Annotated in this window: 17 protein-coding genes, 1 pseudogene and 1 riboswitch; of the genes and pseudogenes, 10 read left to right on the forward strand and 8 right to left on the reverse strand. The window is 63.0% G+C overall.

The features are described 5' to 3' along the window. Positions 1-59: 59 nt before the first annotated feature. Positions 60-2,072 (reverse strand): acetyl/propionyl/methylcrotonyl-CoA carboxylase subunit alpha, encoded by a 2,013-nt coding sequence (locus ACVWWD_RS22685; protein ID WP_352549796.1) that lies wholly within the window; start codon positions 2,070-2,072, stop codon positions 60-62. A gap of 252 nt (positions 2,073-2,324) precedes the next feature. Between ACVWWD_RS22685 and ACVWWD_RS22690 the strand changes: the two genes are divergently transcribed. The 7 genes from ACVWWD_RS22690 (at position 2,325) to ACVWWD_RS22720 (ending at position 7,517) form a co-directional block, all read left to right on the forward strand. Further along, positions 2,325-3,452, forward strand: coding sequence for an S-(hydroxymethyl)glutathione dehydrogenase/class III alcohol dehydrogenase (locus ACVWWD_RS22690; RefSeq protein ID WP_352549794.1), 1,128 nt, complete (start codon positions 2,325-2,327; stop codon positions 3,450-3,452). Positions 3,453-3,519: 67 nt separating this feature from the next. Further along, on the forward strand, positions 3,520-4,089 hold the full coding sequence (gene gfa / locus ACVWWD_RS22695; protein WP_352549792.1) for an S-(hydroxymethyl)glutathione synthase: 570 nt from the start codon (positions 3,520-3,522) through the stop codon (positions 4,087-4,089). A 64-nt stretch (positions 4,090-4,153) separates the two neighbouring features. Then, positions 4,154-4,621, forward strand: a complete 468-nt coding sequence (locus ACVWWD_RS22700) for a YaiI/YqxD family protein (RefSeq protein ID WP_015317609.1) — start codon at positions 4,154-4,156, stop codon at positions 4,619-4,621. Positions 4,622-4,651: 30 nt separating this feature from the next. Continuing rightward, the gene (locus tag ACVWWD_RS22705; protein WP_457103395.1) at positions 4,652-5,329 is read left to right on the forward strand and encodes a DUF1345 domain-containing protein; all 678 of its coding nucleotides are present in this window, start codon (positions 4,652-4,654) and stop codon (positions 5,327-5,329) included. A gap of 97 nt (positions 5,330-5,426) precedes the next feature. Next, on the forward strand, positions 5,427-6,308 hold the full coding sequence (locus ACVWWD_RS22710) for a cytochrome b/b6 domain-containing protein (RefSeq protein ID WP_023770040.1): 882 nt from the start codon (positions 5,427-5,429) through the stop codon (positions 6,306-6,308). A gap of 1 nt (position 6,309) precedes the next feature. After that, entirely contained in the window at positions 6,310-7,101 is a 792-nt protein-coding gene (locus ACVWWD_RS22715) for a molybdopterin-binding protein (RefSeq protein WP_023770039.1), read from the forward strand. Positions 7,102-7,187: 86 nt separating this feature from the next. Then, positions 7,188-7,517, forward strand: coding sequence for a GNAT family N-acetyltransferase (locus ACVWWD_RS22720; RefSeq protein ID WP_457103396.1), 330 nt, complete (start codon positions 7,188-7,190; stop codon positions 7,515-7,517). Positions 7,518-7,540: 23 nt separating this feature from the next. Here the strand turns inward: ACVWWD_RS22720 and ACVWWD_RS22725 are convergent. Beyond that, positions 7,541-8,536, reverse strand: a pseudogene (locus tag ACVWWD_RS22725) (hypothetical protein); the annotation flags it as partial. A 172-nt stretch (positions 8,537-8,708) separates the two neighbouring features. Beyond that, positions 8,709-8,795, forward strand: a riboswitch (glycine riboswitch). A gap of 149 nt (positions 8,796-8,944) precedes the next feature. On the opposite strand from ACVWWD_RS22725, the gene gcvT reads away from it, so the two are divergent. The 3 genes from gcvT to gcvP are packed head-to-tail and all read left to right on the forward strand — an operon-like array spanning position 8,945 to position 13,248. Then, positions 8,945-10,045, forward strand: a complete 1,101-nt coding sequence (gene gcvT, locus ACVWWD_RS22730) for a glycine cleavage system aminomethyltransferase GcvT (protein WP_352549787.1) — start codon at positions 8,945-8,947, stop codon at positions 10,043-10,045. 5 nt (positions 10,046-10,050) lie between these two features. Continuing rightward, entirely contained in the window at positions 10,051-10,419 is a 369-nt protein-coding gene (gcvH, locus tag ACVWWD_RS22735; protein WP_015317602.1) for a glycine cleavage system protein GcvH, read from the forward strand. Between the two features lie 18 nt (positions 10,420-10,437). Beyond that, positions 10,438-13,248, forward strand: a complete 2,811-nt coding sequence (gene gcvP / locus ACVWWD_RS22740) for an aminomethyl-transferring glycine dehydrogenase (RefSeq protein ID WP_352549785.1) — start codon at positions 10,438-10,440, stop codon at positions 13,246-13,248. A 518-nt stretch (positions 13,249-13,766) separates the two neighbouring features. On the opposite strand, the gene ACVWWD_RS22745 is transcribed toward gcvP, so the two are convergent. The 6 genes from ACVWWD_RS22745 to ACVWWD_RS22770 all read right to left on the reverse strand — a co-directional run bounded on the left by ACVWWD_RS22745 (position 13,767) and on the right by ACVWWD_RS22770 (position 19,439). Beyond that, the gene (locus ACVWWD_RS22745) at positions 13,767-14,240 is read right to left on the reverse strand and encodes a tetratricopeptide repeat protein (RefSeq protein WP_023791460.1); all 474 of its coding nucleotides are present in this window, start codon (positions 14,238-14,240) and stop codon (positions 13,767-13,769) included. A 334-nt stretch (positions 14,241-14,574) separates the two neighbouring features. Further along, positions 14,575-15,537 carry a type II secretion system F family protein gene (locus tag ACVWWD_RS22750; RefSeq protein WP_457103397.1) on the reverse strand — a complete coding sequence of 321 codons (963 nt, stop codon included), beginning with the start codon at positions 15,535-15,537 and terminating at the stop codon, positions 14,575-14,577. Between the two features lies 1 nt (position 15,538). Further along, complete coding sequence (locus tag ACVWWD_RS22755) at positions 15,539-16,504, reverse strand: type II secretion system F family protein (RefSeq protein ID WP_023770031.1); 966 nt, start codon at positions 16,502-16,504, stop codon at positions 15,539-15,541. Positions 16,505-16,509: 5 nt separating this feature from the next. Then, on the reverse strand, positions 16,510-17,928 hold the full coding sequence (locus ACVWWD_RS22760; protein WP_023770030.1) for a CpaF family protein: 1,419 nt from the start codon (positions 17,926-17,928) through the stop codon (positions 16,510-16,512). Next, positions 17,925-19,136: an AAA family ATPase gene (locus ACVWWD_RS22765; protein WP_457103398.1), complete on the reverse strand. Its 1,212-nt coding sequence runs from the start codon at positions 19,134-19,136 to the stop codon at positions 17,925-17,927. Before ACVWWD_RS22765 ends, ACVWWD_RS22760 begins: the two co-directional genes overlap by 4 nt. Positions 19,137-19,169: 33 nt before the next feature. After that, complete coding sequence (locus tag ACVWWD_RS22770) at positions 19,170-19,439, reverse strand: hypothetical protein (RefSeq protein WP_023783225.1); 270 nt, start codon at positions 19,437-19,439, stop codon at positions 19,170-19,172. Between the last annotated feature and the right edge of the window lie 3 nt (positions 19,440-19,442).

The raw sequence follows: 19,442 nt of genomic DNA on the forward strand, positions 1-19,442 counted from the left end.
CGGGACCGGACGATGCCAGTCCAGCACAAACGACTACCGACCCACAGGCTTCCAGCCGTTCAGGCGAATTCCATGATCACCGCGTCGACGGCCAGGCTGTCGCCCGGCTTGGCGTTGAGTTTCGAGACGACGAGGTCGCGCTCGGCGCGCAGAACGTTTTCCATCTTCATCGCCTCGACCACGGCCAGCGTCTCGCCCGCCTTGACCTCCTGGCCTTCGGCGACAGCGATTGACACGACGAGGCCCGGCATCGGGCAAAGCAGCAGCTTCGACGTGTCCGGCGCTATTTTCTCCGGCATCAGCCGTTCCAATTCGGCGGTGCGCGGCAGCATGGCGCGCGCGGTCACCGACATGCCTTTCCAGGCGATGCGGAGGCCATTGGCGACAGGACGAATCTGGGCGGCAACCCTGCGCTTGCCGACCGTGCCGCGCCAGATCAGATCGCCAGGCCGCCAATCGGACGAAATGGTCAGCGCCTTGCCGCCATCTATGGACAGGTCCATTTCCATCGGGATGGAAATCATGCCTTCGAGGATCGACACCGACAAATACTCTTCGCCAATCTTCAACACCCAGTCGCGCTTGAGCGCTCCCGAATGCGGCGCCAGCCGCCCGCCCAGCCGGTCGAGACGATCGCGGCGCAGCAATTCCACCGCGGTCGCGATCGATGCCAGCACGGCTTTTTCCTCGCTGTTCGGCACGACGGGGGCAAAACCGCCGGGATATTCCTCCGCGATGAAGCCGGTCGATATCGCCCCTTCCCGCCAGCGCGGATGCTGCATCAGGGCCGCCAGGAACGGGATGTTGTGCTCGATGCCGTCGACGACAAAGCTGTCCAGCGCTTCCGACATGGCGTCGATGGCCTCGAGCCGCGTCGGCGCCCAGGTGCACAGCTTGGCCAGCATCGGATCGTAGAACATGGAAATTTCGGAGCCTTCGGTGACGCCGGTGTCGTTGCGGATGACCACGTCGCCGAAGCGGCCTTCCTCCGGCGGCCGATAACGTGTCAGCCGGCCGATCGACGGCAGGAAATTGCGATAGGGATCCTCGGCGTAAAGCCGGCTTTCCACGGCCCAGCCGTTCAGTTTGATGTCGCCCTGCTTGAAGGCGAGCTTTTCGCCGGCGGCGACGCGGATCATCTGCTCGACCAGATCGACCCCGGTGACGAGTTCGGTCACCGGATGCTCGACCTGCAATCGTGTATTCATTTCAAGGAAATAGAACTTCTTGTCCTTGTCGACGATGAACTCGACGGTGCCGGCGCTCTGGTAGTCGACAGCCCTGGCCAACGCCACCGACTGCTCGCCCATCGCCTTGCGCGTCTTGGCATCGAGGAAGGGCGATGGCGCCTCTTCCGCCACCTTCTGGTTGCGGCGCTGGATCGAGCATTCGCGTTCCCCAAGATAGAGCGCGTTGCCATGCCCGTCGGCCAGCACCTGTATTTCGATGTGACGCGGATCGACCACGAACTTTTCGATGAAGACACGGTCGTCGCCGAACGAACTCTTGGCTTCCGAGCGCGCGCGGTCGAATCCGTCGCGTACTTCCGACTGGTCCCAGGCGATGCGCATGCCTTTGCCGCCGCCACCGGCCGAGGCCTTGATCATCACGGGATAGCCGATCTCGCCGGCGATCTTTTCGGCATGATCGGCATTCTCGATGACGCCGAGCCAACCCGGAACCGTCGAAACCTCGGCGGCGTTGGCGAATTTTTTCGACTCGATCTTGTCGCCCATCGCCTTGATCGCCTTGGGTTTCGGCCCGATGAAGACGATGCCTTCCGCTTCCAGGGCTTCACAGAACGCGGCTCGCTCGGACAGGAAGCCATAGCCGGGGTGCACGGCCTGAGCGCCCGTCGCCTTGCAGGCCGTGATGATCTTTTCAGGAACGAGGTAGCTCTGCGCGGCCGGCGACGGCCCGATATGCACCGCCTCGTCGGCCATTTCGACATGCACGGCATCGCGATCGGCGTCGGAATAGACAGCAACCGTGGCAATGCCCATCTTGCGCGCCGTCCTGATGACGCGGCAGGCGATCTCGCCACGATTGGCGATCAGGATCTTGGTGAACATGCGGGCAGAATTCCCCTCCGGCGGATGGTTCAGTTCTATGGACTAAGTCGCCAGGTCTCAAGTGCCGCGGTGGACGACATGACGAGCGTTCCTTGCCGGCGCTCTATCGCACTGCCCTGCCGAGCCGGGCTGGTTGTCGAGCGGTGTGCTATCTGCGTCAAGAAAGCCAAGATTTCGTCTCATCTGAGAGTTGATGAGCAGCCCAAAACCTGAAACCTTGGGCTCAAAAATCGCCTTTGGAGGAATTGCCCGATGAAAACCCGCGCCGCTGTCGCTGTCGCCGCCGGAAAGCCGTTGGAGATCATGGAGGTCGACCTCGATGGACCGCGCGATGGCGAGGTGCTGGTCGAGATCATGGCGACCGGCATCTGCCACACCGACGAATTCACACTGTCGGGCGCCGATCCGGAAGGCCTGTTTCCGGCCATTCTCGGCCATGAAGGCGCCGGCGTGGTGGTCGATGTCGGCAAGGGCGTCACCTCGGTCAAGAAGGGCGACCATGTCATCCCGCTCTATACGCCCGAATGCCGTCAGTGCCCGTCGTGTTTGTCGAGGAAGACAAATCTGTGCACGGCCATCCGCGCCACCCAGGGCCAAGGGTTGATGCCGGACGGCTCGTCGCGCTTCTCGATCGGCAAGGACAAGATCTTCCACTACATGGGCTGCTCGACCTTCTCCAACTTCACCGTGCTGCCGGAGATCGCGGTGGCCAAGGTCAACCCCGACGCCCCCTTCGACAAGATCTGCTACATCGGCTGCGGCGTCACCACCGGCATTGGTGCCGTCATCAACACCGCCAAGGTCGAGCAAGGCGCGACATCGGTGGTCTTCGGCCTCGGCGGCATCGGCCTCAACGTCATCCAGGGCCTGAAGCTTGCCGGCGCCGACATGATCATCGGTGTCGATCTGAACAACGACAAGAAGGAGTGGGGCGAGCGATTCGGAATGACGCATTTCGTCAATCCGAAGGAGATCGACGGCGACATCGTGCCCCACCTCGTCAACATGACCAAGCGCGGTGCCGACCAGATCGGCGGCGCCGACTATACATTCGATTGCACCGGCAACACCAAGGTCATGCGCCAGGCGCTGGAAGCCTCGCATCGCGGTTGGGGCAAGTCGGTCGTCATCGGCGTCGCCGGCGCCGGCCAGGAGATCTCGACCAGGCCGTTCCAGCTGGTCACCGGCCGCAGCTGGATGGGCACCGCCTTCGGTGGCGCGCGCGGCCGCACCGACGTGCCGAAGATCGTCGACTGGTATATGGACGGCAAGATCCAGATCGACCCGATGATCACCCACACGCTGAAGCTCGAGGACATCAACAAGGGATTTGACCTCATGCATGAGGGCAAGTCGATCCGCAGTGTCGTGGTTTATTAAAGACAGCCACACGCCGCCGGCCATCCGGCCGGCGACCCCTGTGGTGAAACATGGGAGGAGAGAAAAAATGGCGGAGAAACTGCATCCGAAGATCGACAATGGGCTGCCCAGGGAAAGCGCCAGCTTTGCCGGCGGCACGCTGGTCTGCGCCTGCACCAGCAAGCCGGTCAAGGTGAAGGTCAAGGGCCAGATCGCCCACAACCACGCCTGCGGCTGCACCAAATGCTGGAAGCCAGAAGGTGCTGTATTCTCGGTGGTTGCGGTCGCCGGCACCGGCGATGTCACCGTCACCGAGAATGGCGACAAGCTCAAGGTGGTCGACCCCTCGGCGCTGATCCAGCGTCATGCCTGCACCCAATGCGGGGTCCACATGCACGGGCCGGTCGAGCGCGACCATCCGTTCAAGGGCCTGTCCTTCATCCATCCCGAGCGCTTCGAGGAAGACGGCTGGTCGCCGCCGGGCTTCACCGCCTTCGTGTCCTCGATCATCGAATCGGGTGTCGATCCGAGCCGCATGGACGGCATTCGCGGCAGGCTGAGGACAATCGGGCTGGAGCCCTACGACTGCCTCAATCCGGGCCTGATGGACTACATCGCCACCTGGACGGCGAAGAAGTCCGGCGCCCTGCCGGCCTGATGGCCATGAGATTTCAGGCGGGGGCCGGATATGTTTCCGGCCCCCGCTCGTTTCCGGAGAGACAATGCCCGCACCCGCCATCTACGTCGACGCCGACGCCTGCCCGGTGAAGGCGGAGGTAGAAAAGGTCGCCGAGCGCCATGGCGTCGTCGTCACTTATGTCTCCAATGGCGGTCTGCGCCCCTCCCGCGACCCGATGATCCGCAATGTCGTGGTCTCCAAGAGCGCCGATGCCGCCGACGACTGGATCGTCGAGAACACCAAGCCCAACGACATCGTGGTGACGGCGGACATTCCGCTCGCCGCCCGCACTGTGGCGCTCGGCGCGCATGTGCTGGGACCGACCGGACGTCCTTTCACGCCCGAGACGATCGGCATGGCGGTGGCGATGCGGGACCTCAAGCAGCATCTGCGCGAAACCGGCGAGAGCAAGGGCTACAATGCCAGCTTCGCGCCGCAGGATCGTTCCCGGTTCCTGGGTGAACTCGACCGCATCTTGCGGCGCGCGCTGAAATCCGCCACACCGGGCTAGCAACAAAGCGCCATCCAGGTGGAGACCGCCATGGCCGCCGAAACCCCGATCAAGAAACCGATGCAGCGCCACATGCTGTTCGCGGCGTCGGCATGTATCGGTGCGTTTGCGCTGCTTTTGGCGTTGCTGCTGCACGCCCCACTCGCCTATTCGATCGGCGCCAACATATTTTTTGCCGCTTACGTCCTTCTTGTTGTCAGCCAGATGCCCAAATTCACCGGCAAGTACCTGAGCAAGAATGCACGCGCCACCGATCAGCCGGTGCTGGTGATCTTCGCGGTCACGCTCGTTGTCGTCTGCCTTGCCCTTGTCTCCCTGTTCCTGCTGATCAATCGCAAGGATGGGGATCACCCGATCGAACTCGGCTTCGCACTGCTGTCGATCCCGCTCGGCTGGTTCACCATCCACGCCATGGCAGCGCTCCACTATGCCCATGTCTACTGGATGGACGGCGACGCGGTCGACGCCGGCACCAACAAGAAGATCCCGGTCGGCGGCCTGCTGTTGCCGGGCGACAAACGCCCCGAGGGCTGGGATTTCCTCTATTTCTCGACCGTCATCGGCATGACGGCGCAGACCGCCGACATCAACATCTCGACGACGCATATGCGATGTGTCGTGCTTGTGCACTCGGTCCTGTCGTTCTTCTTCAACACGGTCATCGTCGCCGCCGCCGTCAATCTCGCCGTCAGCCTGGGCGGTCCGTAATAAATCCGTGATCGCATGAAACATCGGTTTGGATCGCGACGTATCAAGAGGACAATGAACTCTTAGGACAAGCCGCAAGGCCGGGAGACCAGACAAGATGGAATCGGTTGCCAGAAGCCAATCCGAAATTGGACCGGGCGCCCCCGCGTCAAAAGAGAAAACATTGATCTACCGGCAGTCGCGCTGGACGCGGCTGACACACTGGCTCTGGGCCATCTCGTTGTTTTTCATGCTGCTGTCCGGCCTGCAGATCTTCAATGCCCGCCCGCAACTCTACATCGGCAAGCAATCCGGCTTCGACTACAACAACACCATTTTCGCCATAGGCGCCGAAAACACCAATGCCGGGCCGCGCGGCTACACCGAAATCTTCGGGCACCGCTTCGACACGACAGGCGTCCTCGGCTGGTCGGGCCCGGCCGGTAACGAGACGGCGCGCGGTTTCCCGTCCTGGGCGACGATCCCGTCCTACTATGACCTCGGTACCGCCCGCGTGATCCATTTCTTCTTCGCCTGGATATTGACGACGACCTTGATCGTCTGGCTCGTCGCCAGCCTGATCAACGGCCACATACGCCGCGATCTGGCGCCTCGCCTGGATGACCTCAGACGCTTGCCACGGGACATCGCCAACCACGCCAGGCTTAAATTCCACCACACGCGCGAATACAACACGCTGCAGAAGATGGCCTATGGCGGCGTGCTGTTCGTGCTCTTGCCGCTGATGATCATCACCGGCCTCGCCATGTCGCCGAGCATGAATTCGGTGCTGCCCTTCCTCAATGAATTGACCGGTGGCCGGCAGACGGCACGCACCATCCATTTCACCGTCATGCTGCTGCTGGTCGCCTTCTTCGTCATTCACATCCTGATGATCCTCGCCGCCGGCCCGATCAACGAACTGCGCTCGATCATCACCGGCTGGTACCGCACCGATCCTCCCGTTCATGACGACAAAACGTCACAGAGGAGTGCCTGAGATGGCGAAATTTGAGATAAGCCGCCGAAAATTCCTCACCGCCGCCAGCCTCGGCGCTTCCGGCATCATGCTGTCTGGCTGCGACGCCTTCGACAGCCAGCTCAGCATCGGCAGCGGCCTACGCAGCTTCCTCGAAAACGCCAATGGCCTGACCCACAAGGCACAACGGTTGCTCGGCGGCGGCAATTCGCTGGCGCCGGAATTCACCGAGGCTGATATCCGTCAGCCAATGCGGCCGAACGGCGTGACCGCGCCGGACGACGACGCTTACAAGGCCCTGCTCACCAACAACTTCGCCGAATGGCGCCTGGAAGTGTCAGGCCTCGTGGAAAAGCCGCTGTCGCTCACCCGCGAGCAGCTCATGAACATGCCGAGCCGCACCCAGATCACCCGCCACGACTGCGTCGAAGGCTGGAGCTGCATCGCCAAATGGACGGGCACGCCGCTGGCGCTGCTGCTCGACCAGGCGGTGGTCAAGCCACAGGCGCGCTATGTCATGTTCCATTGCCTCGACACGATCGACCGCAGCCTGTCAGGCGACATCAAATATTACGGCACGATCGACCTAATCGATGCTCGCCATCCGCAAACGATCCTTGCCTACGGCCTGAACGGCAAGCCGCTGCCGGTCGAGAACGGCGCGCCGCTGCGTGTCCGCGTGGAGCGCCAGCTCGGCTACAAAATGCCGAAATATCTCTACAAGATCGAACTGGTCGACGGCTTCGCCACTATCGGTGGCGGCCGGGGCGGCTATTGGGAAGACAACGGCTATGACTGGTATGGCGGGATTTGATGGTCCTTCGCATACGGGCCGAGCACGATTTGTCCCCCATGGAATTGAGTTCGCTCGAGGAGCGTCTCCACCACGATAACCGACGTATGACGGACCGCGACGATGACCGAGGGCTGGCCTTTGTCATCCGCGATGGTGCGGGACACGCTGTCGGAGTAGCCGCCGGCTATTCCTGGGCGGGCACGTCCGAACTGACCTTGATGTGGATTGCCGAAGCTCACCGAGGTCGCGGCTACGCAAGGCAGTTGCTCGACGCCTTTGTCGCGGAGGCCGCCGATCGCGGCGTCAGGAAAATCTGGGTCTCCAGCCATGACTTCCAGGCACCAGGCCTTATGAAAAGGCTGGCTTCGAGCGCATGGCCGAATTCTCGGGATGGCCCGAAGGCCATTCCAGTATCATTCTTTGCAGAACGATAGCAGCGGACGGCGGGGCTTAGGCAAACCTTGTTGAGCAACGGCTTCAGCGCCGGATGAATTTCCGGCGAGGCATGCTTGATCAGGGTCAGCAGTGCGCGCTCATTTTCGTACAAGGGCCGGTTCACCCCGATATGTCCGACCAGCCACTTTGCCTCACCGGCATCGATCGTCTCGGCACGGCGGGCCAGCGCCTCGGTGGCTCTGTTCTTGGCTTCCCATTCGGTCTCTATGTCGTCAGGAGAGCGGTAGGCCTCGATGATACCGGCAAGACCACCGGAGATCATGCGGCTGAAGAAGCCGCCGATTTCCGGATCGGCGTGATCGAGGAACGTTTCCTGGCGCAGCGCCACCTCGCGGGTGGGCGCCTCATAACCGGCCGAGCACATGACAAAATTGGCGATCGCCTTGACGAACAGGTCGTTCCAGGACGGATCATTATTGGCCTGGGCGGTCCGCTCGTTGATCCTGAACAGCACCTCGGCCTCGGCCTGGGTGATGGCGATGTTGCCGTCGCCACCATGGGCATGGAGGATGCGGCGCAAAAGCTCGACTTCGGCCCTGGCGATCAGTCCGGGCACCAGAGCGCCGCCGAGCATCAGCGCTCCCTTACCGTCGACGACGGCGTGGGCGACCTGCTCCAGCGCGTAGACGCAAAGCCGGCTCGGCGAGGATTTCGCCTCTTCCAGCACATGGACCAGCAATTCGAGTTCGGTCCGGCTGTCGACCATGCCGTCGCGCGAAATCGTGCGGACCAGCCAGTCGGCATTCTCCCCCGAAATGTAGCCCAAGGGCTTTTCCTGATGGACGATGTAGTCGGTGACCGCCTCGACGAAGAACGGCGCCCATTCAGCGCATTTGTCCCGCGCCGTCTGGTCGAGCGCGAACAAGGCCTCGGCTTCGCCCCGGCTCACCACGCCGTCGACGAACACGTCGCGGCGCAGCATCACGACATCCTCTGAAGCAATGCGGTTCTTCGAAGTCAGCCCCGCCACCGGAGCACTCATGATCAACTCGCCCATCTGTCGTCCCCGTCCCCCAACGCGTCACGTCGGTCAGCTTTATCAGGAGTGTCTTGAAAAACAGGCAAACGGCGTGGTTAGCGAAGACTTGTCAGAACAATGTCGCTGGGAGGTGACAAGGTGTCGTCGACGGGCTATGGATGGCGCGTCGAGGGCTCAGGGTTTTGAGTCCTACCTGTTTGCGGGAGAGAGCAGCGAGAGCTGCCGCCGAAGGGGAAATCGCCCGAAATCTCTCAGGCAAAAGAACCGTAGACGGGAAAGACACTCTGGAAAGTCGGGGCTTGCCCCCGCGCCGAAGGTGTAAGCGCCGCTGACAGAGTTCCGGCTGCGCGAGTCTCTCAGGCTTCAGACAGAGGGGCACGGACTGGTCGCCATCAGCGGCCGATTGCGTGCGACTCTGGAGGCGAGATGACGGGCGACGACGACAAACACCTTCCCCTCGAAGATATTCATGCGGCTGCCGGAGCGCGCTTCGGCGCCTTTGCCGGCTGGTCGATGCCGCTGACCTATCCGGCCGGCGTCATGAAAGAGCATCTCCACACCCGCGAGCATGCGGGGTTGTTCGACATCTCGCATATGAAACTGTTCGAGGTCAGCGGGTCGGAAGCGGTTGCGCTGTTGAACCGCGCCTGCCCGCTGGACGCCGACGCGCTCGAAATCTCGCAGTCAAAGCTATCCTTCTTCCTGAATGAAGCAGGCGGCATTCTCGACGATCTGATCGTCACCCGGCTCGGCGACACCAGGTTCATGGTGGTCGCCAATGCCGGCAATGCCGTCGCCGACGAAAAGCATTTGCGCGCCCTGGCGACCGATTTCGAAGCCAAGGTCGAGCCGCTCGACCGCGTCTTCCTGGCGATCCAGGGCCCCGAAGCCTGGGCTGCCCTCTCCCGCGCCGGCATCGAGACCGGCTCACTGCTGTTCATGCATGGTGTCGAGCCGCGAAAAAACTGGTTCATGAGCCGGTCCGGCTACACTGGCGAGGACGGTTTCGAGATCGGCCTGCCGGAGGCCGATGCGCGTGACCTTGTCACCAAGTTGCTGGAAGATGAACGCGTGCTCTGGATCGGCCTTGCCGCGCGCGACAGCCTGCGACTGGAGGCCGGCCTCTGCCTGCATGGCCAGGACATCACGGCGGAGACCGACCCGGCCGCGGCGGCGCTGATGTGGGCGATCCCGAAAGAAATCCGTTCCTCCGGCACCTTCATTGGCGCCGACGCCTTGCGCGCCGCCGTGGAACGTGGTCCGGCGCAAAAGCGCGTCGGGCTGAAACCGGAGGGTCGCCAGCCGGTGCGCGCCGGTGCCGCGCTGTTCGAAGCCGACGGCAATCCTGCCGGCCATGTCACATCGGGCGGCTTCGGCCCTTCCGCCGGCCATCCGGTCGCCATGGGCTATGTCGCCACGCCGCTGGCAAAGCCCGGAACGCGGATTTTCGCCGACGTGCGCGGCACCAAGATCCCAGTCGATGTCAGTTCTCTGCACTTCACCCCTCATCGCTACCGCAAAGGATGAATTCCATGGCAACAACCTATTTCACATCGGATCACGAGTGGCTCAGCGTCGAGGGCGGCATCGCCACTGTTGGCATCACCGACTACGCGCAGGAGCAGCTCGGCGACCTCGTCTTCGTGGAACTGCCGGAAACGGGAAAGAAGCTCGCCAAGGGCGACACCGCCGTCGTGGTCGAATCAGTCAAGGCAGCCTCGGACGTTTATGCGCCGGTCGATGGCGAGATCACCGAAGCCAATGGCACGCTGTCCTCCGACCCCTCGCTGGTCAACTCGGCGGCAACCGGGGCCGGTTGGCTGTGGAAGATGAAGCTCGCCGACGAAAGTCAGCTCGCCAGCCTCATGGATGAGGCAGCCTACAAAGCCCATATCGCCTGACATCAGGAATTTATTGACATGACCGCTGCTCCCTACCCGTTCTCGGCCCGCCACATTGGACCCGGCCTTGCCGACGTCAGAGCCATGCTCGCCGTCATCGGTGTTCCCTCGGTCGAGACGCTGATCAGCCAGGCCGTGCCGAGATCGATCCGGCTCGACCAGCCGCTGGACCTCCCGGCGCCCGCCAGCGAAGCCGAAGCTCTCGCCGAATTGTCGGTGATCATGGCAAGGAATATGGTGCTGAAAAGCTTTATCGGCGCTGGTTACCACGGCGTTCACGTGCCGCCGGTCATCCAGCGCAATCTGTTCGAGAATCCGGCCTGGTACACCGCCTACACGCCCTATCAGGCCGAGATCAGCCAGGGCCGGCTCGAAATGCTGTTCAACTTCCAGACGCTGGTCACCGAACTGACCGGCCTGCCGGTGGCATCAGCCTCACTGCTGGATGAAGCGACAGCGGTCGCCGAAGCGGTCGGCATTGCGCTGCGCCACCACCGCGACAAGCGCACCAAGGTGGCGCTTGCGGGCACGCCGCACCCGCAGACGCTGGACGTCGTGCGCACCCGCGCCGAGCCGCTCGGCATCGAGATCGACGGCGAGACGATCGACGACAACACCGCCGCCCTGCTCGTCTCCTGGCCGGACACCTTTGGCGTCTATGGCGACCACAAGGCGGCGATCGAAAAAGCGCGCGCCACCGGCGCGGTTGTCGTCTTTATCGCCGACCCGCTTGGTCTGACGCTGACCGACGCGCCGGCGAAACTCGGCGCCGACATCGCGGTCGGCCCGATGCAGCGCTTCGGCGTGCCGATGGGCTTTGGCGGCCCGCATGCGGCCTATTGCGCGGTCTCCGACAAGCTGACGCGGCTTATGCCCGGCCGCCTGGTCGGCCAGTCGACCGACAGCAAGGGCCGTCCCGGCTACCGCCTCGCCTTGCAGACGCGCGAGCAGCATATCCGCCGCGACAAGGCGACGTCCAACATCTGCACCGCACAGGCCCTGCTTGCCAATATGGCCACCGCCTACGCCATCTGGCACGGCCCGGTCGGCCTGCAGGCGATCGCCGGGCGCATACACGCGCTGGCCAACCGCCTGGCAAGCGGCCTCGAGGCGGCGGGCGTATCGGTGCTCGGCTCCAGCCGCTTCGACACGGTGACGGTGGAGACCAACGGCAAGGCCGCCCAGATCGCGGTCGCCGCCGAAAAGACCGGCCGGCTGCTGCGTGTGCTCGATGCCGACCATGTCGGCATCAGTTTCGACGAGACCTCGACCGACGCCGATCTCGACGCGATCGCGACCTTGTTCGATGCCAAGGCTGCCGCTTCCGCCGACAGCACAGTGCCCGGCAAGCCGCGTGGCACGGAGTTTTTGACCCAGCCGGTCTTTCACCAGAACAAGTCGGAAACCGAGATGATGCGCTTTCTGCGCCGGTTGGCCGACAAGGACCTGGCGCTCGACCGCGCCATGATCCCGCTGGGCTCCTGCACCATGAAGCTCAACGCCACGGCGGAAATGATGCCGGTGAGCTGGCCGGAAATCGCCAATTTGCATCCCTTCGCGCCCGCAAGCCATTCGGCCGGTTACCGCGCCATGATCGGCGAACTGGAAGGCTGGCTGTCGGAGATCACCGGCTTCGACGCCGTGACCTTGCAGCCCAATGCTGGCAGCCAGGGCGAATATGCCGGGCTGCTCGCCATTCGCGCCTACCACCGCTCGCGCGGCGAGGGCCATCGTACCGTCTGCCTGATCCCGTCTTCCGCGCATGGCACCAATCCGGCGAGTGCCGCGATGGCCGGCATGAGCGTCGTCGTCGTGCGCTGCCTGGAAGACGGCAACATCGACATGGACGATATGCGCGCCAAGGCCAACGAGCATTCCAGGAATCTCGCGGCGCTGATGTTCACCTATCCCTCCACCCATGGCGTCTACGAGGAAGGCGCGCGCCACCTCTGCGCTCTCATCCATGAGCATGGCGGCCAGGTCTATTTCGATGGCGCCAACCTCAACGCGCTGGTCGGCCTCGCCCGGCCAGGCGACATCGGCGCCGACGTCTGCCACATGAACCTGCACAAGACCTTCTGCATCCCGCATGGCGGCGGCGGCCCGGGTGTCGGTCCGATCGGTGTCAGGGCGCATCTGAAGCCCTATCTGCCGGGCCATGTCAGCGAAGGCTCGGCTCATGCCGTGGCCGCCGCTCCCTTCGGCAGCGCTTCCATCCTGCCGATCACCTGGATGTACATCCGCATGATGGGCGCTTCCGGCCTGAAGCAGGCGACCGAGACAGCGATCGTTTCGGCAAACTATGTGGCGACACGGCTCGCCCCGCACTTCCCGCTGCTTTATAAGGGCCGGAGCGACCGCGTCGCCCACGAATGCATCCTCGACACCCGCGTGCTCAAGGAGAGCGCCGGCATCAGTGTCGAGGACATTGCCAAGCGCCTGATCGACTATGGTTTCCACGCGCCGACCATGTCGTTCCCGGTCGCCGGCACGCTGATGGTGGAGCCGACCGAGTCCGAGCCCAAGCGCGAGTTGGATCGCTTCTGCGAGGCCATGATCGCCATTGCCGGCGAAGCGGCGAAAGTGGCCAAAGGCGAATGGCCCTTGGCCGACAATCCGCTGGTCAACGCGCCGCACACGTCTGCCGAGGCGCTGGCCGGTCAATGGACCCACCCGTATTCGCGTCTGGAGGCGGCTTATCCCGCCGGCGATGCCGACACGGCGACGAAGTACTGGCCGCCAGTGTCGCGCATCGACAATGTCGCGGGCGACCGTAATCTGGTCTGCTCCTGCCCGCCGCTGTCGGATTATCTGGGCGCGGCCGAATAGCTACTCGGAACGCAAGGCCGGCCTGACCGGGTTGGCCTTGCCCGTCCTCTTGCAGCCGATGACGCAATTTCGCCCCGCACGCTTGGCGCCATAGAGCGTGCGTCGGCCCTGGCCATCACCTCGTCGAGGGTGCTGCCGTCGGGCGCCAGCGCGATTTGGCAAAGCAGCGGATCGGGCTCCCTGGTATAGCCCCAGAAGAGGATCACATGCGCCACGAGCACGATAATGCCGCACGCCACCGTCAGCACGAAACCCGCCCGCGGCGCCGTGAGCCAGATCGCAACCATGATAGCGGCTGACAGGTACCCGACAGCGCGGCTGCGAGCAGGAGCGAACTGAAATCCAGCATATCGGGCGGGGGCCTCTCGAGCGTCGGCGGTTGCGCCGCATTCTAGGTCAGCGGCAGCCCTCGCACATGGCTTGGGCGATATCTCGACCCAAGCCGCGGATAGGGTTTACAAAGCGTCGATGCCAACTGTGCCGAAATCGCCCTTGGACGGCGCGACCATCAAACGGCATCAGCCCTTGTTCAGCAAGGCGAGGTTGGCGTCGACAACGGTGGGATCGGTCATGCCGGTCTTCGCCTCGAGCAGCAGCGCCCGGGCCTTCTTCTTGTTGCCGCGCAACAGTTGCGAATAGCCCATATTGTTGACGATCTGCGGCTTGCGGCCGGCAACCTTCAGGAGCTGGCCATAGGCGCGGTCGGCGAAGTCGAAGCGGCCAAGTTCGTCATACGAAGCCGCAAGCCCCATCCAGGCCTCGGCACTGTCGGCCTTCAGCTCGACGGCCTTGCGGAAATGCGCTTCGGCAAGACCATAATTGGCATCGCGAAACTGTGCCTTGCCTTCCGCCAGGTCGGATGTGGCGACATCCTTCCCTGCCGGCTGGATTGCAGTGGTCTTGGTCGTGTCGACGTTATTGTTCGTCGTACACCCGCTGATCATTAGGGCGGCTGCCATCATGGCCATCGCCGCAAATTTTATCTGACGCATGCCCTGCCCCGTCGCCCGATTTGCCGGGTCGTTCTTCGGGAAAGAGACTACAGAAGAGCGATTAAGCTTCGGTGCCGAAATGCAGCTAACTTTCAGTTTCCGGAATAGCAATCATTAACCACCGGGCGTGCCATCTCAAATCTCCGCGGACGCGAGCGGCGCCGGGGCTAGGCCCAGCAAGAGGGTGCGCAAGACATTTGCATGGGACCTGTCACTCATTTAAGGCCGTTGCAGGTCCGATTTACCCCTGCCGTACCCAATAACTTTCTTGAAATCGCCTCGACGGACTTTTGCACGGTGAACACCATCACCTCGCCCGCACTCCAAATTACAGCTAATGGGCCGTCAATTTGACGATGATGGGAATGACCGCGATCATCAACACCACCGGCAGGATGCAGACCACGACCGGCACGGACATCTTGGCCGGCAAGGCATGGGCCTTCTCCTCTGCCAACGACATGCGCTTGTGGCGCATCTCGTCCGAAAACACCCTGAGCGCGCCCGACAGGCTGGTGCCGAGTTCCTTCGACTGCTGCAGGAGCGTGGCGAAGGAGCGTACCTCATCCAGGCTGAGGCGATCGGCGAGCGCCTTCAGCGCGTCGTCCAGGCTGCGCCCCGCCCGAAGTTCCAAGCACACGAGCTGCAGGTTCTGGCTGAGCGACGGATAGCTCTTGGCGAGTTCTTTCGAAACGCGCTCGACGCCGGCTTCCATGCTCATGCCGGCATCCGAACAGACGATCATCAAGTCCATGAAATCGGGGAAGCCGTTGCGGTATTCGCGCATCTTCTCGCGCACCTTCTGGGTCAGCACCAGGCCCGGCAAAAAATAGCCGGCGGCCCCCGACAGGATGATGAAGGTCCACCGGCTGGTCATGGTCGCGTCGGGACTGGCCATCCACCGATTGAGCACGAAGACGGCGAACGTCGTGCCGATCATTGCCGTGAACCGGATGAGGAAGAACATGCCGACGGCGCGCGGCTCCATGTAGCCCGCCTGGATGAGCTTCAAGCGCAGGCGAGCGACATTTTCCGGGTCGCTCTTTGCATAGAATTCCTGTGCCCTCTTCATCGCTTGCTCGCGCACGACGCCGCTATTCTTCTTCTGCACCGGTTCGGGTCTGACCACCACCGGACCCTGGTCGACCTTGAGCCGGCGCTTGACGTCGTTGCGGTCGCCCTTCGCCACCACCATCGGCCATGCGACAGCGGCCGCTCCCGCGGCCAGCAGGAGGACGGCCACCGGCATCAGCGCGGTCGGCGCGAGGGAAGCGAGGAATTCAATGACGCTTTGCATGTCAGAACTTGAAATTCGACATTTTGAACATGATCAGATTGCCCAGCATCAGCCAGCTAACCGAGCCGCCGATCATGTACCATGTCTTCGCCACGCCCCAGACGTCGCTGTAGTATCCCGGCATCATGGCCATGATGGCGGTGAACAGCAGCGCCGGTACGGCCGTCAAAATATAGGCCGAGAGGCGGCCTTCCGTCGAAATGGCGCGCACCTTGCGTCGCAGCTTGCCGCGTTCGCGGATCGTCGTCGACAACCCATCGAGGATCTCGCGCAGGTTGCCACCCGAACTGGTCTGGATCGACACGGCGGTGATGAACAGCGGCAGATCCTCGTGGCCGACCCGGTCGAACAGTGCATTCAGCGCCGTGACCAGGTCGGAACCATAAGTGACTTCGTCGGCAATGACGCCGAATTCCGTGCCGATAGGATCGGGCATCTCGCGCGACACCATGGCGATGGCCACCGGCACCGGATGACCGGCCTTGAGGCCGCGCGTGATCAGCTCCAGCGCTTCCGGCAGCTGCATGCCGAAACGCTTCAGCCGGCGCTTGCGCATGAAGCGCATCGCCATGACCGGCAGCAACGGCACCAGCACGACGAACAGGATGAGCCCCATCAGCAGCGGCAGCCCGCGCCAGATCGCGGCCAGGGCAACGGCCGTCGCCACACCGCAGGTGATCGTCAGGAATTTCGAAAGCGGCATTACCATTCCCGACTGCGTGCGCAGGGCACGGAACCGGTCAGGCGAAAACAGCGACGTTCCCGCGTCGAGACCGCGCTCCTTGCGCAGCTGGATCAGCACCTGTTCCTGGCTGATCTTGCTTTCCTGCAGTTTCATGCGCCGGTTGATGGCGGTGCGCTTGTCGCTGCGTCCGGCGTAGAGCAGGTAGACGGCCTCGGCCACCATGATGCCGGTCAGTGCGGCTCCGGCATAGACCACATAGATCGCGCTGAACCCGTCGAACACGCCGGCTACTCCTGCGGCCGGCCGGGTTCGAAATAACGTCCGGGAAAGTCGATGCCCATGGCGCGCAGGTCTTCCAGGAAACGCGGCCGAATGCCGGTCGCCTCGTAGTAGCCAAGGATCTTGCCATCGGCCTCCATGCCGGTGCGCACGAAGCGGAAGATCTCCTGCATCTGGATGACATCGCCCTCCATTCCGGTCACCTCGGCGACGCTCGTCACCTTGCGCTTGCCGTCGGAAAGTCGGGTCAGCTGGACGATGATGTCGATGGCGCTGGCGATCTGGCTGCGGATCGACTGCACCGTCATCGGCATGCCGGTCATGCCCAGCATCTGCTCGAGGCGCGAAATGCAGTCGCGCGGCGTATTGGCGTGGATGGTCGCCATCGAGCCTTCGTGGCCGGTGTTCATGGCCTGCAGCATGTCGAAGGCTTCCTCGCCGCGGCACTCGCCGAGGATGACGCGGTCGGGACGCATGCGCAGCGCGTTCTTGACCAGGTCGCGCTGTTTGAGCTCGCCATGGCCTTCGATGTTGGCGGGACGCGTCTCCATGCGTGCGACATGCGGCTGCTGCAATTGAAGTTCCGCCGCGTCCTCGATGGTGATCAACCGCTCGTCTTCTGGAATGAACGCCGACAGCGCGTTAAGCATCGTCGTCTTGCCGGTGCCGGTGCCGCCCGAAATGATCGTCGTCTTACGGGCGTGGACGGCCGCGGCCAGCACTTCGGCCATGTTCTGCGTGATGGCGCCGAATTCGACCAGCCTGTGCAGGCCAAGCTTGTTCTTGGAGAACTTGCGGATCGACACCAGCGGGCCGTCGACGGCCACCGGGCGGATGGCTGCGTTGAACCGCGAGCCGTCCAGCATGCGAGCGTCGACCATCGGCTGCGATTCATCGACGCGGCGACCGACGGCGGCCACGATCTTGTTGACGATTCTGAGCAGATGCGCCTCGTCCTTGAACGGGATATGGACCTGCTGCAGCTTGCCTTTCTTTTCGACGAAGCAGTTCTGATGGCCGTTGATCAGGATATCATTGATATCGGGATCCTTGAGCAGCGGCTCGAGCGGGCCGAGGCCGACCATCTCGTCGACGATGTCGTCAACCAGCGCGTCGAGTTCGGCGGTGTTGATCGCCATCCGCTCTTGGCGGGTCTTTTCCGAAACGAAATCATGCACTTGCCGGCGCATCTCCTCCTTGGGCAAGCGCTCCAGCGCGACGAGATTGATCTCCTCGAGCAGCAGCCGGTGGATGCGAACGCGGGCATCGAGCACCTTGTTGGCATTCTTTGCCGGCGCCGCCTCCGCCTTCGCAGGCAAAGCCTTTCGGCTGGTCGGGATGACGACTGCGTGATGCGCGACCGGCGTCGATTCAGCCGGGCGCGGACGCGCGTCACGGTTCTGCAGGGTGGAAAAACGGCTGGTCATCCAGCTTTCCTTTTCAAGAGGCCCCTGCCGTAGCCGAACAGCGACTTCGACTTGCTCGCGGTTGCCACCGCCTCTTCCGGAAGGATGATCTTCTTCAGGTCGTTGACGACATTGGCATTGGGATCGATCTCGTGCAGCGGCACGCCGCGGTCGACCGCCTCGCGCACCAGCCGATAGTTGTTGGCGATGCCGCCGACAAAATGCTCGCCGAGGATTTCCTGGACGTCCGCGTGCTTGATGCCGTTGTCGAACATCTTCTGCTCGAAACGGTTGACGATCACGTTCGGCTTCACCTCCTTGCCGGCGGTCTCGTAGACGGCCTGGATCAGACGCTGCGTATGGCGCAGGCACGGCACCGTCATTTCGGCAACGATGTAAAGCTTGTTGGAACCGAGCAGCACCGTTTCCGTCCACGGAAACCAGGTGCGCGGCATGTCGATGACGACATTGTCGAAATAGGCCGAAACCAGGTCCAGCATGCGCACCACGACATCGGTCTTGAACGAGCGCATTTCCGACGGATGCGTCGGCGCCGCCAGCACACACAGCCCGCTGGCGTGCTTGGACAGCATCACATCGAGCAGTTGCCGGTCGAGGCGCTCAGGCTGGTTCTCGATTTCGGTGATGTCGAAACGCGGCTCCAGGTCGAGATATTCAGCGCAGGCACCTTGCTGGAAATTGAGGTCGACCACGCAGGTTGAGGCGCCGCGCGTCACCGAATGATGCAGCTGGAACGCGGTCTGCAGCGCCAGCGTCGTGGTGCCGACGCCGCCGGCGGCCGGCATGAAGGTATAGATCTGCGACTCGCTGTTTTCCTCGCGCCCAGGCCCCTGCAGAGCCCGCACCACCGAACGCACGAGGTCTGCAGTGGTGATCGGCTTGACCAGGAAGTCGGCGACCTTGAGCTGCACCAGGATGCGCACGGCCGCGGCGTTGAACTCTTGGGTGACCACGACCACCGGCGCCTTGCCCTCGAGCCGGCGCATGACCCGCTGCAGTGACTCGATCTCCTCGAGTTTCGCCGCATCCATGTCGACGATGACGACGCCGAACTCGGCTTCCTGGACCTCGCCGCGCAGCTCGGTGACGTTCTTCTCCACCGTTATGAGCTGGATGACCTCGGAAGCGGCAAAGGCCGTCTTCGTGTCCTGCGCGAAGGTCCGGTCTGTCGATACGAGCAGGATTTTCTTGGTGCTGTTGTTTGCCATTCTCGCCGCCTGTGAGGTCGATCGCCGTCTGGATCAGTTGTCGGTGGTCGTTTGCGCAGCCTTGGCACCGGCCGCCTGATCGGGCGCGACGGGGCCGGCACTGCCACGCTTGGCAGGCACGAGAAGTGTCGTGTTCTGGACGCCGTACTTCCACGGGTCGACCATCTGCATGACGGTGTTGGCGGCCTGTGCCTCGCCGGTGCCGGACGTCACCCCTTCGCTGCGCACGTAGTCGTCGCTGGTGCAGCCGCTTGCCAGACCGGCAAGAAGCAGGGCGATGCACCATTTCAGGATCAGACGCATGGC

The sequence above is a fragment of the Mesorhizobium sp. URHB0026 genome, assembly GCF_054059755.1.